Origin of the sequence: Cupriavidus sp. WGlv3 (assembly GCF_023952475.1) — a bacterium.
In the GTDB taxonomy this organism is placed as follows: Bacteria; Pseudomonadota; Gammaproteobacteria; order Burkholderiales; family Burkholderiaceae; genus Cupriavidus; species Cupriavidus phytorum.
Genome location: NZ_JALHRX010000025.1, coordinates 15,348 through 28,382 on the forward strand (window position 1 = coordinate 15,348; position 13,035 = coordinate 28,382).

The 13,035-nt window shown below is 69.4% G+C and carries 13 protein-coding genes; 6 read left to right on the forward strand and 7 right to left on the reverse strand.

Annotated elements, in window-relative coordinates:
• Window positions 1-115 precede the first annotated feature (115 nt).
• Complete coding sequence (locus tag MKD38_RS26995) at window positions 116-394, forward strand: accessory factor UbiK family protein (RefSeq protein WP_012351595.1); 279 nt, start codon at window positions 116-118, stop codon at window positions 392-394.
• Between the two features lie 91 nt (window positions 395-485).
• Window positions 486-2,027, forward strand: a complete 1,542-nt coding sequence (locus MKD38_RS27000; RefSeq protein ID WP_252681896.1) for a YifB family Mg chelatase-like AAA ATPase — start codon at window positions 486-488, stop codon at window positions 2,025-2,027.
• 13 nt (window positions 2,028-2,040) lie between these two features.
• Here MKD38_RS27000 and zwf read toward each other — a convergent pair whose 3' ends face one another.
• A complete protein-coding gene (gene zwf / locus MKD38_RS27005; RefSeq protein WP_252681898.1) occupies window positions 2,041-3,528 on the reverse strand; it encodes a glucose-6-phosphate dehydrogenase in 1,488 nt (495 codons plus the stop codon).
• A 572-nt stretch (window positions 3,529-4,100) separates the two neighbouring features.
• Here zwf and MKD38_RS27010 point away from each other — a divergent pair.
• The gene (locus MKD38_RS27010; protein ID WP_252681900.1) at window positions 4,101-4,823 is read left to right on the forward strand and encodes a GntR family transcriptional regulator; all 723 of its coding nucleotides are present in this window, start codon (window positions 4,101-4,103) and stop codon (window positions 4,821-4,823) included.
• Here the strand turns inward: MKD38_RS27010 and MKD38_RS27015 are convergent.
• The 3 genes from MKD38_RS27015 to MKD38_RS27025 form a co-directional block, all read right to left on the reverse strand.
• Window positions 4,805-4,993: a hypothetical protein gene (locus tag MKD38_RS27015; RefSeq protein WP_252681902.1), complete on the reverse strand. Its 189-nt coding sequence runs from the start codon at window positions 4,991-4,993 to the stop codon at window positions 4,805-4,807. The genes MKD38_RS27010 and MKD38_RS27015 overlap by 19 nt on opposite strands.
• 77 nt (window positions 4,994-5,070) lie before the next feature.
• Complete coding sequence (locus MKD38_RS27020) at window positions 5,071-5,712, reverse strand: LysE family transporter (protein WP_115679238.1); 642 nt, start codon at window positions 5,710-5,712, stop codon at window positions 5,071-5,073.
• A gap of 80 nt (window positions 5,713-5,792) precedes the next feature.
• Window positions 5,793-6,395 carry a hypothetical protein gene (locus tag MKD38_RS27025; protein ID WP_252681904.1) on the reverse strand — a complete coding sequence of 201 codons (603 nt, stop codon included), beginning with the start codon at window positions 6,393-6,395 and terminating at the stop codon, window positions 5,793-5,795.
• Window positions 6,396-6,526: 131 nt separating this feature from the next.
• Here MKD38_RS27025 and MKD38_RS27030 point away from each other — a divergent pair, with 131 nt between their 5' ends.
• The 3 genes from MKD38_RS27030 (at window position 6,527) to MKD38_RS27040 (ending at window position 9,974) form a co-directional block, all read left to right on the forward strand.
• Entirely contained in the window at window positions 6,527-7,039 is a 513-nt protein-coding gene (locus MKD38_RS27030) for a thioredoxin fold domain-containing protein (protein WP_252681906.1), read from the forward strand.
• Window positions 7,040-7,173: 134 nt separating this feature from the next.
• A complete protein-coding gene (locus MKD38_RS27035; RefSeq protein WP_252681908.1) occupies window positions 7,174-7,707 on the forward strand; it encodes a TlpA disulfide reductase family protein in 534 nt (177 codons plus the stop codon).
• 104 nt (window positions 7,708-7,811) lie between these two features.
• Window positions 7,812-9,974: an ATP-dependent helicase gene (locus MKD38_RS27040; protein ID WP_252681910.1), complete on the forward strand. Its 2,163-nt coding sequence runs from the start codon at window positions 7,812-7,814 to the stop codon at window positions 9,972-9,974.
• Between the two features lie 52 nt (window positions 9,975-10,026).
• Here the strand turns inward: MKD38_RS27040 and MKD38_RS27045 are convergent, their stop codons facing one another.
• From MKD38_RS27045 to MKD38_RS27055, 3 genes are all read right to left on the reverse strand, one after another.
• Entirely contained in the window at window positions 10,027-11,223 is a 1,197-nt protein-coding gene (locus MKD38_RS27045; RefSeq protein ID WP_252681912.1) for a class I SAM-dependent rRNA methyltransferase, read from the reverse strand.
• A gap of 211 nt (window positions 11,224-11,434) precedes the next feature.
• A complete protein-coding gene (locus tag MKD38_RS27050) occupies window positions 11,435-11,743 on the reverse strand; it encodes a YbeD family protein (RefSeq protein ID WP_252681914.1) in 309 nt (102 codons plus the stop codon).
• Window positions 11,744-11,804: 61 nt separating this feature from the next.
• A complete protein-coding gene (locus MKD38_RS27055; RefSeq protein ID WP_252681916.1) occupies window positions 11,805-13,004 on the reverse strand; it encodes a D-alanyl-D-alanine carboxypeptidase family protein in 1,200 nt (399 codons plus the stop codon).
• Window positions 13,005-13,035: the final 31 nt, after the last annotated feature.

Genomic DNA, 13,035 nt, shown 5'->3' on the forward strand with positions numbered 1-13,035 from the left:
GGCCCGCGCGTATGGGAAGCGCCCGCATTCAGGGCGCCCAATTCCTGTGCGAAAGCGCGCCATACGCCAGATGCCTAACCGGATTGGCACCAGTCAGGTGCGCAAAGGAGAAACCATGAAACCGACCGACCTCTTCAACGACCTGCAGAACAAGGTCAGCGAGGCGCTGCGCAATTCGCCGGCAAGGGACATCGAGAAAAACGTGCGCAGCATGATGACCCAGGGCTTTGCCCGGCTGGACCTGGTCACGCGCGAGGAATTCGATGTCCAGTCGCAGGTGCTGGCGCGCACCCGCGCCCGCCTGGAAGAACTGGAAAGCCGCGTGGCCGAGCTGGAGCGCCGCGCCGGCATCCCGCCCGGCGCCGGCTCGGTGGACTCGACCGGGGGCGCGTGAGCACGCCGGTTCCGCCGCCATCCCCCAGCCTGCCTGAAGGCCGCCAGTCCTGGCGGCCTTTTTCGTTAACAGTTCCGTGCGGTTCGATGCCATGAGCCTTGCCGTCCTACGCAGCCGGGCCCTGACCGGCATCGCCGCGCCGCCGGTGCGGGTCGAGACCCACCTGGCCAACGGCCTGCCAGCCTTCACCATCGTCGGCCTGGCCGACACCGGCGTGCGCGAAAGCCGCGAGCGCGTGCGCGCCGCCATCCTCAACAGCGGCTACGAGTTTCCCAACCGCCGCATCACCGTCAACCTGGCCCCGGCCGACCTGCCCAAGGAGTCCGGCCGCTTCGACCTGGCCATCGCGCTGGGCATCCTGGCCGCCAGCGGGCAGATTCCGGCCGATGCGCTCGACGCGCATGAATTTGCCGCCGAGCTGTCGCTGTCCGGTGAACTGCATCCGGTGCGCGGCGCGCTGGCCATGGCGATGGGGCTGGCGCGCGACAATGCCGCCCGCGCCGGCGCGGGCGAGACGCCGCGCGCCTTCCTGGTCGCCGCGGGCAACGGCGCCGAAGCCGCGCTGATCGAAGACCTGGCCGTGCATGCGGCCGCCACGCTGCGCCAGGCCTGCGACCACCTCGGTCCCGTGACCGAGGCGCGGCTGCCCCGCGCCATGCCGGCCTTGCTGCCCGCCGCCGCCGAGCGCGGCCCCGACATGCGCGACGTGCGCGGCCAGGCGCAGGCGCGCCGCGCCATGGAAGTGGCCGCTGCCGGACAACACTCGGTGCTGCTGGTGGGCCCGCCCGGCACCGGCAAGTCGATGCTGGCGCAGCGCCTGCCCGGGTTGCTGCCGCCGATGTCGCTGCAGCAGGCGCTGGAAGCCGCCGCCGTGACGAGCCTGACCCCGGGCGGCTTTCGCGCCGAGGCCTGGGGCGTGCGGCCGTGCCGCGCCCCGCACCACACCGCGTCGGGCCCGGCCATGGTCGGCGGCGGCGGCAATCCGCGCCCGGGCGAGATCTCGCTCGCGCACCACGGCGTGCTGTTCCTGGACGAGCTGCCCGAGTTCGACCGCCGCGTGCTCGAAGTCCTGCGCGAGCCGCTGGAATCGGGCCGCATCACCATCGCCCGCGCCAACGGCCACGCCGACTTCCCCGCCTGCTTCCAGTTCGTGGCGGCGATGAACCCGTGCCCGTGCGGCTACCTCGGCCACCCCGACCGGCCGTGCCGCTGCACGCCCGACCAGGTGCGGCGCTACCAGTCGCGGATCTCCGGCCCGATGCTCGACCGCATCGACCTGCAGGTCGAAGTGCCCGCGCAGGACCAGGGCGAAATGCTCGACGGCCCGCCCGGCGAAGCCAGCGCCGCGGTGCGCGCGCGCGTGCTGGCCGCGCGTGAACGGCAGCTGGCGCGGCAGGGCAAGCCCAACAATGAACTGGGCGGGCGCGAGATCGAGCAGCACTGCGCCATGGACCCGCAGGCGCAGGCCTTGCTGCGCGGCGCGATGACGCGGCTGGCCTGGTCGGCGCGCTCGTACTTCCGCGTGCTGAAGGTGGCGCGCACGATTGCCGACCTGGCGGGGGCCGACTTGCTGAACGCCGCGCATGTGGGCGAGGCGATCCAGTATCGGCGCGCGTTGCGGATGGCGGGCTAGGGCGATCCGCGCCTCAGGCCTCTTCCGACCACTGCACGCCCTCGCGCGCCATGAACGCCGACGAAGCCGCCGGCCCCCAGGTGCCGGCGGTATAGGGCCGCGGGCCCTCGTCCTGCGCGCGCCATGCCTCCAGGATCGGGTCGACCCAGGTCCAGGCGGCCTGCAGTTCGTCGCGCCGCACGAACAGCGCCAGGCGGCCGCGGATGACATCGAGCAGCAGGCGCTCGTAGGCCTCGGCGCGGCGCGTGGTGAAGGCCGAGTCCAGGTTCAGCGCCAGGCTCAGCGGCTTGAGCTTCATGCCCTCGCCTGGCTGCTTCACCATCAGCGTCAGCCGCACCGATTCTTCCGGCTGCAGCCGGATCACCATGCGGTTGGGCTGCAGCGTGCTGCCCGGGTCGAAGATCGAATGCGGTACCTCGGCAAAGTGGATCACCACCTCGGTCACGCGCTCCTGCATGCGCTTGCCGGTGCGCAGGTAGAACGGCACCTGGTTCCAGCGCCAGGTGCCAAGCTCGGCCCGCATCGCGACAAAGGTCTCGGTGCGGCTGTCGGGCGGAATGCCCTCTTCCTGCAGGTAGCCGCGCACCAGCTCGCCGCCGATGGCGCCGGCGGTGTACTGGCCGCGCACGGTGTTGCGGCGCACGTCCTCGGGCGACATCGGCCGCAGCGAGCGCAGCACCTTGAGCTTTTCATCGCGCACCGCGTCGGAGTTGAGCGATGCCGGCGGTTCCATCGCCAGGATGCTGACCAGTTGCAGCAGGTGGTTCTGCACCATGTCGCGCATGGCGCCGGCCTCGTCGTAGAAGCCGCCGCGCGTGCCCACGCCCACGGTCTCGGCCACGGTGATCTGCACGCTGCGCACGAACGGCGTGCGCCACAGCGGCTCGAAGATCGAATTGCCGAAGCGCAGCGCCATCAGGTTCTGCACGGTCTCCTTGCCGAGGTAGTGGTCGATCCGGTAGGTGCGGTCCTCGCTGAAGTAGCGGCTGACCACCTCGCCGATGTCGATGGCCGAGGCCAGGTCCACGCCCAGCGGTTTTTCCAGCACCAGCCGGGTATCGTCGGCAATCAGGCCATGGCCGGCGAGGTTGTCGCAGGTGGCGGCGAACAGCCCCGGCGGCATCGCCATGTAGTAGATCCGCAGCGCGTCGCTGCGCAGCTGCGCGGCCAGCGCGGGATAGTCTGCCGCCTGCGCGGCATCGAGATGGACGAAGTCCAGCCGTTGCAGGAAGTCCTGCCATTTGGCAGGTTCGATATAGCGCGCATCGACAAACGGTTGTGCGCTTTCGTCGGCAAAATTGACAAAGGCCTCGCGATCCCAGCGGTGCCGTCCCACGCCAATGATGCGGGTGCCGTCGGGCAGGTTGCCGTCGCGGTGGCACATGTAGAGCGAGGGCAGCAGCTTGCGCGCCGACAGGTCGCCGGCGCCGCCGAAGATGACGAGGTCGAGCGGCCGGGCGTCGGCAGTGCCGAAGGCGGAGACGGTGCGGGTGGTTGGCATGACGGGCTCCTTGCGTGCCGATGGGCGGATGAGGTTGGCCGGGGGCGGGGCTAGCCGGCATTGTTTGCGTTGTTCGTGCAGTCTGCCGAATCAGCATGTCTCGGTCACGTTGCGCAGGTATTGCGGCTGGCCGGCCGGCACAGCGGCAAACGCCATCGGACCATCCGCATCATCCGTGCCATCGAACACGGCCGGCCCAAGCGGTCGGGGGCACGCGACTCCTGTCCGGTTCAGCGTAACGATGAACGGTTCGCGTCAACAAGGGATACCGGTACGAGCCACTTCAACAACGATGTATTGAACTGGTATTCAACGAGGACGCTACGGCAATATCACAGCCAGGCCTGGGATGAAAGTTCGGGTCCGCACAGAGAGGTGCGCAAACCGTGGGGTCCCGTCAGCACTCGCACGGCTGCAGAGGCCGTGAGGGCACGCGCCCCTATGCAGTACCAATTGACGGATACCGTGCGCATGGCACGTGCGTCACCCTCTGCACAGGATTCCCCGCAAGGCGATTAAAAGTCCTAAAGTGGTATCACAGACATCAGGCTTTGGTACCTATGACGAGTCGCATGGATCAAAGGCTGCAGGCGCTGCGGCCCGACGAGGCCGACGCCACGCCGATCTACCTGCAGGTAGCGCGCAAGCTCACCGCGGCCATCCAGGCGGGGCAATGGCGGGCGGGCGATGCGCTGCCGTCGGAACGCACGCTGGTCGATTCGCTGGGGATTTCACGGGTCACCGCGCGGCACGCGCTGCAGGTGCTGGCCGAGGAAGGCACCATCACGCGCAACCGCGGCGCGGGCACCTTTATCGCCCCGCGCGCCGAGCCCAGGCCAGCGCGGCTGGACAACTTCAGCGAGCTGGCGCGCCGGCGCGGCATGACGCCGGCGAGCGAGCTGGTGGGGTTCGAGCGCCGCCGCGCCACGGCGCAGGAAAGCGCGGAACTGGCCCTGGCCGAGGGCGACGAGATCGTCAGGCTGACGCGGCTGCGCAAGGCTGACGGACAGATCTACTGGATGGATGTGACCACGCTGGCGCTGGCCGTGGTGCCCGACGCCAGCGCCATCGGCGAATCGCTCTACGCCTACCTGGAGCGGATCGGCAAGCCGGTGCTGCGCGTCACCGAGACGCTGCGCGCGGTCGTCGCCACGGCAGAGCTGGCCGCGCGCCTGGGCATCGAGCCGGGCGAGCCGCTGCTGCATATCCGCCGCACCGGCTACACCCATGGCGACAAGCCGGTCGAGCTGACCGACGCGTATTGCCTGAACGACTTCTACGAACTGAAGCAATAGCGCCCGGCGGCGTTGGTCACCGGCGGTTCCACCGGTGGCGGGGGCGGGTCGTCCTCGGGCGACAGCGGCAGGTCGGGCGGCACGCCCGGTGGCGCGGGCTCTTCCACCGGGGGCACGGTATGGCGCGGCTGCAGGCGCGCACCGGCGAACGGGTTCAGCGAGGCAGGCATGCGGGGACTCCGTGGCGGGGTTACTCCCTCATTGAAGCAAACCCCACCCAGGCGCGCCAGTGCGGATGCCGCGCCGGTCAGGCGTGCTGGCGGCGCACGAAGAACAGCGCCGCGCCCACCGCCATCAGCACGCTGCCGAAAAACCGGTTCTGCCACAGCACCGCGCGGGCATTGCGGAACAGCCCCTGCATGCGCGACGCCAGCAGCGCGTAGCCATGCATCACCACCAGGTCGACGCAGCACATGGTGGCCGCCAGGATCGCCAGCTGCAGCGCCAGCGGCCGGTTCGGATCGATGAACTGCGGCAGCACCGCGACCATGAAGATGATGCCCTTGGGGTTGGTCACGTTGGTCAGCAGGCCGGTGGCGAAGCGCCGGCGCCGGCTCATCACGGCCACGCGCACCGGGCCGCCGTCCTGCGCCGCATCGGCTTCCACGCGCGCGCGCCATTGCTGGATGCCGAGGTAGATCAGGTACAGCGCGCCGATGGTCTTGACCACCATGAAGGCCTGCTCCGAGGCCAGCAGCAGCGCGCCCAGCCCGCCGCCGGCCACCAGCAGCACGATCACCAGCCCGGCCTGCAGGCCGAAGATGGTGGTGGTGGTCCGGCGCAGCCCGTACGACAGGCCATGGCTCATCGACAGCACCGCGCCCGATCCCGGCGACACCGCGATCACCCAGCACGCGGCGAAATAGGCCAACCAGACTTCCCAACGCATTTTCGACTCTCCTATGACTGCAACATGCGGGGCGGCGCATCGCCCCCCGGCATCGTGATTCGCTGCGACGCCGCGGCGCCTCAGAGCGGGTGGAACCCGCCCAGGAACTGCTCCACCTGCTCGGCCTGGCGCGCGTCGCGCGCGGCCTCGCCGGATTCCAGCACCACCGCCTGGAAGGCGCGCGTGCCCACCGCCACCAGCCGCGCGCTAAGCCGGCGCGGCGACTGGTCCTGCGGCGACACGCCGCTGGCTTGCAGCTCCAGCCCGGCCAGCGGGCGGCCCGGCCGGTCCGCGCTCATGATGGTGACCGGCCGAGTGCGCGGCTCGCCCGACAGCGTGCCCAGGTTGGCCAGCAGGCCGGCCTGCATCGCCGCCAGGGCCTCGCGCCGCAGCGCTTCGTCGTCGGCGGGCAGGGTCACCACGCCCACGGCGAAGAGCGTGTCGTCGATGCGCGCGGCCTCCATCGTCATCGGCAGCTTACGCCCGGCAATGGTCACGTCGCGCGCGGCGCTGGTGGGCTTGCCGGGATAGAGCGCGGCGTAGCCACCCTCGCCGGACTGGATGGTGCGCCAGTCATAGCGCGGCGAACAGGCGCACAGGGCCAGCGCAAGCAGCGCGGCGCAGCATGTCAGGGACCAGCGGGACGCGGCAGCAGGGCTCGGCGGGGGCGGCACGGGACGCATGGGAAAACGGGGCGGAAGCACAGGCTCGGGACGGCGCGCGCGGGCGCGATCGCCGGCGCGCGGAAACCGGTATTATCCCGGAAGCGGCGCGCCAGTGCTTGCCGCGCCGCCTCCTCCGCCCCACATCCGCCATGCCTGCCTCCCGCCTCGCCCGAGCTGCCACCTCTCGCTCCTGCCTGCACTGGCTGGCCGCGGGCGCGCTGCTGGCTGTCGTGGCCGGCGTGGCCGGCGTGTCCGCCGCCAGCCCGCCGCACCTGCCGCCGGCCACCGACCTCGCTGCCCACGGCGCCGACGCCGCGCGCCGCGGCGAGCCGCTGGTGGTGCTGGTGTCGATGCCGGGCTGCAGTTACTGCGACGCGGTGCGCCGCAACTACCTGGGCCCGCAGGCGGCCGCCGGCGAAATCGCCGTGCGCGAACTCGACATGACCGCCGACACCCCGCTGCGCGATGCCGACGGCAGCCAGACCACCGCGCGCGCCTGGGCCCGCGCGCACCAGGTCAGGGTGGCGCCCACGGTGCTGTTCCTGGACCACCAGGGCCGCGCCGCCGCCAGCCCGCTGCGCGGCATGCAGCCCGACTTCTACGGCGCCTACCTGGAACAGGCGCTGGCGCAGGCGCGCGCCGCCGTCGCCGCGCGCAAGTGACGGAAGGGTTCCAGCACATGACCGCAAGGCGGTACCGCACAGCGCGCGAACGCCAGCCGCATTAGAATGTCCCACTGCTGACCGGCCCAGCCCGGTCCTTCCAGCATTAACGAAGCGGCTCCGGCCGGATTCCCATGACCACTTCCCCCGCCTCCAAGACCTCCCGCAAGCCCTGGCCCATCGTCGCCGCCGTGGTGGTGCTGGCGCTGCTGGGCTGGTTCGGCTACCGCGCGCTGTTGCCTTCAGGTACCGCGCCGGCCGCCACCTTCACGCTGCTGTCCGGCGAAAAGGTCAGCACCGCCGACCTCAAGGGCAAGGTCTACCTGGTCAACTTCTGGGCCACCAGTTGCGCCACCTGCATCAAGGAGATGCCGGACATGGTCAAGACCTACGAGCAGTTCAAGGGCAAGGGGCTGGAGTTCGTCGCGGTGGCAATGAACTACGACCCGCCCATGTACGTGATGAACTTCGCCAAGACCCGCGGGCTGCCGTTCAAGGTGGCGATGGACAGCGACGGCAGCGCGGCCAAGGCCTTCGGCAATGTGGGCCTGACGCCGACCACCTTCGTGATCGACAAGGAAGGCCGCATCCTGAAGCGCTATGTCGGCGAGCCCGAGTGGGACGCGCTGCACAAGCTGCTCGACGGCGCCCTGGCAAAGTCAGCGTAACGGCGGCGCCCCGCGCTGCGATCAGACGACAAAAGGTGCTCATCGAGCACCTTTTTTCTTTCCTGACGCGATCCTGCGCGCGGCGGGTTGCGCCGGCGGGCTGTATGGATATACAGTTGGCGCCAGCCATTTCCGAGCCTTTCCTGCCCGCCCCGCCCGTGACCCTGGACCTTGCCCCCACCGCCGCATCCCCTGAAGCTGCCGCGCCTGTAGCCGAAGCGCTCCCCGCCTACCTGTCCCGGCTCAACCCGGAGCAGCGCGCCGCGGTCGAGCACGGCAGCGAGGCGCCGCTGCTGATCATCGCCGGCGCCGGCTCGGGCAAGACCAATACGCTGGCGCACCGGGTCGCGCACCTGGTGCTGGGCGGCGCCGATCCGCGCCGCATCCTGCTGCTGACGTTCTCGCGCCGCGCCGCCGCCGAGATGGGCCGGCGCGTCGAGCGCATCGTCGACCAGGCGCTCGGCACCAGCACCGGCGCCGGGCGCGCGGCGCTGCAGTGGTCCGGCACCTTCCACGCCATCGGCGCGCGGCTGCTGCGCGAATATGCCGAGACCCTGGGCCTGTCGCCCGCCTTCACCATCAGCGACCGCGGCGATTCCGCCGACCTGATGCACGTGGTGCGCCACGACCTGGGCCTGTCCGAGACCGCCAGCCGCTTCCCGAAGAAGGAAACCTGCCTGTCCATCTATTCGCGCGTGGTCAACACCCAGGCGCCGCTGGAAGACGTGCTCAGGCAGCAGTTCCCACGCTATGCGATGTGGGCCGACGCGCTGCGCACGCTGTTCGCCGGCTATGTCGAGGCCAAGCAGAAACAGCACGTGCTCGACTACGACGACCTGCTGCTGTACTGGGCGCAGGCCATGGCCGAGCCCGCCATCGCGCACGACATGGGCGCGCGCTTCGACCATATCCTGGTCGACGAATACCAGGACACCAACGCGCTGCAGGCCTCGATCCTGCTGGCGCTGCGGCCCGATGGCCGCGGCCTGACCGTGGTCGGCGACGACGCGCAGTCGATCTACGCCTTCCGCGGCGCCACGGTGCGCAATATCCTGGATTTCCCCGCGCAGTTCACGCCGGCGGCGCAGCAGGTCACGCTGTCGCAGAACTACCGCTCGACCCAGCCTATCCTGCAGGCCGCCAACGCGGTGATCGGCCTCGCCGCCGAACGCTATACCAAGGACCTGTGGTCCGAGCGCCAGTCAGCCGAGAAACCCGGCGTGATCGTGGTCAACGACGAGGCCGACCAGGCCCGTTTCGTGGTCGAGCAGGTGCTGACGCGGCGCGAGGCCGGCCTGGCGCTGATGGCGCAGGCGGTGCTGTTCCGCGCCGCCGACCACAGCGCGCAGGTCGAGATCGAGCTGGCGCGGCGCAATATCCCGTTCGTGAAATTCGGCGGCCTCAAGTTCCTGGAATCGACCCACGTCAAGGACGTGCTGGCGGTGGTGCGCTGGCTGGAGAACCCGCGCGACCGCATGGCGGGCTTCCGCACGCTGCAACTGCTGCCCGGCATCGGCCCCAAGACCGCGGCGCGCGTGCTCGATGCCATGGCGCTGGCGACCGAGCCGCTGTTCTCGCTGCAGGAATTCGAGCCGCCGCCGGCCGCCGCGCCGGCGTGGGCCGATCTGCTGGGGCTGGCGCGCGCGCTGATGGCGCCGACCTCGCCATGGCCGTCCGAATTCGAGCAGGTGCTGGCCTGGTATACGCCGCACCTGGAACGCCTGCACGACGATGCCCCCGCGCGCCAGGCCGACCTGCAGCAGCTGGAGCGCATCGCCGCCACCTATGGCGCGCGCGAGCGCTTCCTGACCGAGCTGACGCTGGACCCGCCCAGTGCCTCCAGCGATGAATCCGGCGTACCCTCGCGCGATGAGGACTACCTGATCCTGTCGACCATCCATTCGGCCAAGGGCCAGGAGTGGAAGGCGGTCTATGTGCTCAATGCCGTCGACGGCTGCATGCCGAGCGACCTGGCCACCGGCACCACCGAAGAGATCGAGGAAGAGCGGCGGCTGCTGTATGTGGCGATGACGCGGGCCAGGGACCACCTCGATGTCATCGTGCCGCAGCGGTTCTATGTGCACCAGCAGGTGGGCTTCGGTGACCGGCATGTCTATGCGTCGCGCACGCGGTTCTTGCCGAACCGGGTGATGCCAAACTTCTACAGCCGCTCGTGGCCGCCGCCGCCGATGCCGGGGGAAGGCGCGGTCAAACCCGCGCTGGCGCCGGTGGACCTGGCCAGTCGGATGCGGAATATGTGGCGGTGAGGTTCAACGTTCCCCCGGTGTGCAAAGGCTGTCGCAGCTCCGGATCGCAGCGTTACGCCACCTTCTCCAGCAGCAACCCCTTCAAATACTCCCCTTCCGGGAACGCCGCCAGCATCGGATGATCGGTTCCCGCCGACAGCCTGCGCAGGATGCGCGCATCCGCGCGCGCATCGGTCACCGCGCCGGCCACGATCTTCTGGAACAGCTCCATGCTGATCGCGCCCGAGCAAGAGTACGTGAACAGCAGCCCGCCCGGGCGCAGCAACTGCGTGCCGACCAGGTTGATTTCCTTGTAGGCGCGCGCGGCGCGGTCGATATGCTGGGCCGACGGCGCGAACTTGGGCGGGTCCAGCACGATCAGGTCGAAGTGGCGGCCCTCGGCGCGGAATTCGCGCAGCGACTTGAACACGTCGGCGTCGAGCCAGGTCGCGCGCTCCGGATCGAAACCGTTCAGCGCGACGTTGCCCGCGGCGATCTTCAGCGCCTCGCCGGATGAATCGATCGACGTCACCGCCTTGGCGCCGCCGCGCAGCGCGGCCAGCGAGAAGCCGCCGGTATAGCAGAAGCAGTTGAGCACCTCGCGCCCTTCGGCGAGGTCACCGACCAGCTTGCGGTTGTCGCGCTGGTCGACATAGAAGCCGGTCTTGTGGCCGTTGCGCACGTCGACGTAATAGCGCACGCCGTGCTCGGTCACTGACAGCGCCGGGTCGGGCTCGGCGCCGGCGAGCACGCCGGTCACCAGCTCCAGGCCCTCGCGCTGGCGCACCGCGGCGTCGGAGCGCTCATAGACGTTGGGGCAGCCGGTTTCCTTGACCAGCGCCTGCACGATCGCGGTCTTCCATTGCTCGACGCCCGCCGAGTTGAACTGGCACACCAGCTGGCCCGCGGCGCCGTTGCCGTAGTAGTCGACGATCAGGCCGGGCAGCCGGTCCGATTCGCCGAAGATCAGCCGCACCGCGTCGCTGTCTTGCACCCACTGGCGCCGGTAGGCAATGGCCGCGGCCACGCGGCGCTTGAACAGGGCGTGGTCGACCGGCTCGTTCTCGTCGAAGGTCCACACGCGCGCGCGGATCTGCGATTCGGGGCTGTAGGCGGCCTTGGCCAGGAAGCGGCCGTCGGCGGCGCGCACGATCACGGTGGCGCCCGGCTCGCAGCGGCCTTCGGTGGTGGCGATGCCGGTGGCATAGATCCACGGGTGGCGGCGCAGCAGGGATTTTTCCTTGCCGGGTTTCAGGGTGATGGTGTTCATGTTGGTATGGGAATTGGCATGCCGCAGCGGACACGTTGCCAGGGCTGCGGAAGGCTACCCTCTCCCGCCTGCGGGAGAGGGGTTGGGGGAGAGGGCAGGAGCTTCAGACGAAGTGAAGCGCGTCGGTATGCGCGCGCCTGCCCTCTCCCCCGGCCCCTCTCCCGCGCGCGGGAGAGGGGAGCAAACAGAGCGGGAAAGAAACGCCGGCGCGCTACAGCACCACCTTCACCATCGGATGCGAAGTCAGCGCCCGGTACAGGTCGTCGAGCTGCTCGCGGCTGGTGACCCACACCGTCACGGTCAGGCCCAGGTAGTTGCCCTTGCTCGACGGGCGCATTTCCATCTTGCCGGCGTGGAAGTCGGGGTCGAACTCTTGCACCAGCGCGACGATGGCTTCGGCGAAGCCGTCCTGCATCGCGCCCATCACCTTGATCGGGAAATGGCTCGGGTATTCGATCAGCGACTGCTCCGGCGGGATCGCGCCGGGCTTGTTGCCGCTGCCTTGGTTGTCGGTCGTCATCTCGGATTCTCCGGCGCCAGGCCGGCGCGCCGCGGGGCGCACCGGCTCGCGCGCATTCAGGTCACTTGCGCTTGAACCACAGGCGGATGGTGTCCCACAGGCGGCCGAAGAAGCCGGCCTCGGGCACCTCTTCCAGCGCCACCACCGGGAATTCGGCCACCTTGCTGGTGCCGTCCATCAACTTGACCATGCCCACCTGCTGGCCCGCCGAGATCGGCGCGATCAGCAGTTCCTGGCGCTCCAGCACCGGCTTCAGGCGCCCGCCGGTACCCTTGGGCACGGTGACGAAGGTCTCGTTCTGCACGCCGATCTTGACCGTGCCGCTCTTGCCCTTGTAGATGTCCGGCGTGGCCAGCACCTGGCCCTTGTCGTACAGGCGCAGCGCGTCGAAGAACTGGAAGCCGTAGTTGAGGATCTTCAGGCTTTCCTGGGTGCGCACCTGTTCGGTGGTGGTGCCGATCACGATCGAAATCAGGCGGCGCGAGCCGTCCGGCACGTTGGCCAGCGGCCGCTTGGCCGAAGAGATCAGGCAATAGCCGGCGGACTTGGTGTGGCCGGTCTTGACGCCGTCGACGGTCGAGTCGATGTACAGCAGGCGGTTGCGGTTGGGCTGCCTGATCTTGTTATAGGTGAACTCCTTCTGCGAGTACATGCTGTAGTACTCGGGGAAGTCCTTGATCAGGCGCGTGGTCAGCGTCGCCAGGTCGACCGCGGTGGTGTAGTGGTTAGGGTCGGGGATGCCGTCGGTATTGGTGAAGTGGGTGTTCTTCATGCCCATGCGCTGGGCCTCGCGGTTCATCATCGCGACGAAGCCCTCTTCCGAGCCGCCGACGGCCTCGGCCAGCGCCAGCGCGGCGTCGTTGCCCGACTGCACGATCAGGCCCAGCAGCAGGTCTTGCACCGTGACCGGCTTGTTGGGCTCGATGAACATGCGTGACTCATCGCTTTTGACCTTGAGCACCAGATTGGTCGGCACCACCGCCTGGTCCAGCGTCAGGCGCTTTTCCTTGAGTGCCTCGAACGCCAGGTAGGCGGTCATCAGCTTGGTCAGCGAGGCCGGCTCGATGCGCGCATCGGCATTCTGCGAGGCCAGTGCCTGGCCGCTGGTGACGTCATACAGCATCCACGACTTGGCTGCGACCTGCGGCATCGGCACGCCCTGCGCCAGCACGGCGGCGGGCGCGGTAGCCAGCACGATGGCGGCGGCGATGGCGGCGGGAGCAAAGGCGGACGAAAGGCGTGTCGTGGCTCGATTCAGCATGTTTCTGTTTTTCCGACGGTAAAAAGGTGGC

Bases quoted from the DNA above. Each gene is read 5' to 3' on its own strand.
- MKD38_RS27045 (WP_252681912.1), bottom strand. From the start codon at position 11,223: ATGAACACCATCACCCTGAAACCCGGCAAGGAAAAATCCCTGCTGCGC.
- MKD38_RS27055 (WP_252681916.1), bottom strand. From the start codon at position 13,004: ATGCTGAATCGAGCCACGACACGCCTTTCGTCCGCCTTTGCTCCCGCC.
- MKD38_RS27025 (WP_252681904.1), bottom strand. From the start codon at position 6,395: ATGCGTCCCGTGCCGCCCCCGCCGAGCCCTGCTGCCGCGTCCCGCTGG.
- MKD38_RS27035 (WP_252681908.1), top strand. From the start codon at position 7,174: ATGACCACTTCCCCCGCCTCCAAGACCTCCCGCAAGCCCTGGCCCATC.
- MKD38_RS27030 (WP_252681906.1), top strand. From the start codon at position 6,527: ATGCCTGCCTCCCGCCTCGCCCGAGCTGCCACCTCTCGCTCCTGCCTG.
- MKD38_RS27040 (WP_252681910.1), top strand. From the start codon at position 7,812: ATGGATATACAGTTGGCGCCAGCCATTTCCGAGCCTTTCCTGCCCGCC.
- MKD38_RS26995 (WP_012351595.1), top strand. From the start codon at position 116: ATGAAACCGACCGACCTCTTCAACGACCTGCAGAACAAGGTCAGCGAG.
- MKD38_RS27010 (WP_252681900.1), top strand. From the start codon at position 4,101: ATGGATCAAAGGCTGCAGGCGCTGCGGCCCGACGAGGCCGACGCCACG.
- MKD38_RS27015 (WP_252681902.1), bottom strand. From the start codon at position 4,993: ATGCCTGCCTCGCTGAACCCGTTCGCCGGTGCGCGCCTGCAGCCGCGC.
- MKD38_RS27050 (WP_252681914.1), bottom strand. From the start codon at position 11,743: ATGACGACCGACAACCAAGGCAGCGGCAACAAGCCCGGCGCGATCCCG.
- zwf (WP_252681898.1), bottom strand. From the start codon at position 3,528: ATGCCAACCACCCGCACCGTCTCCGCCTTCGGCACTGCCGACGCCCGG.
- MKD38_RS27000 (WP_252681896.1), top strand. From the start codon at position 486: ATGAGCCTTGCCGTCCTACGCAGCCGGGCCCTGACCGGCATCGCCGCG.
- MKD38_RS27020 (WP_115679238.1), bottom strand. From the start codon at position 5,712: ATGCGTTGGGAAGTCTGGTTGGCCTATTTCGCCGCGTGCTGGGTGATC.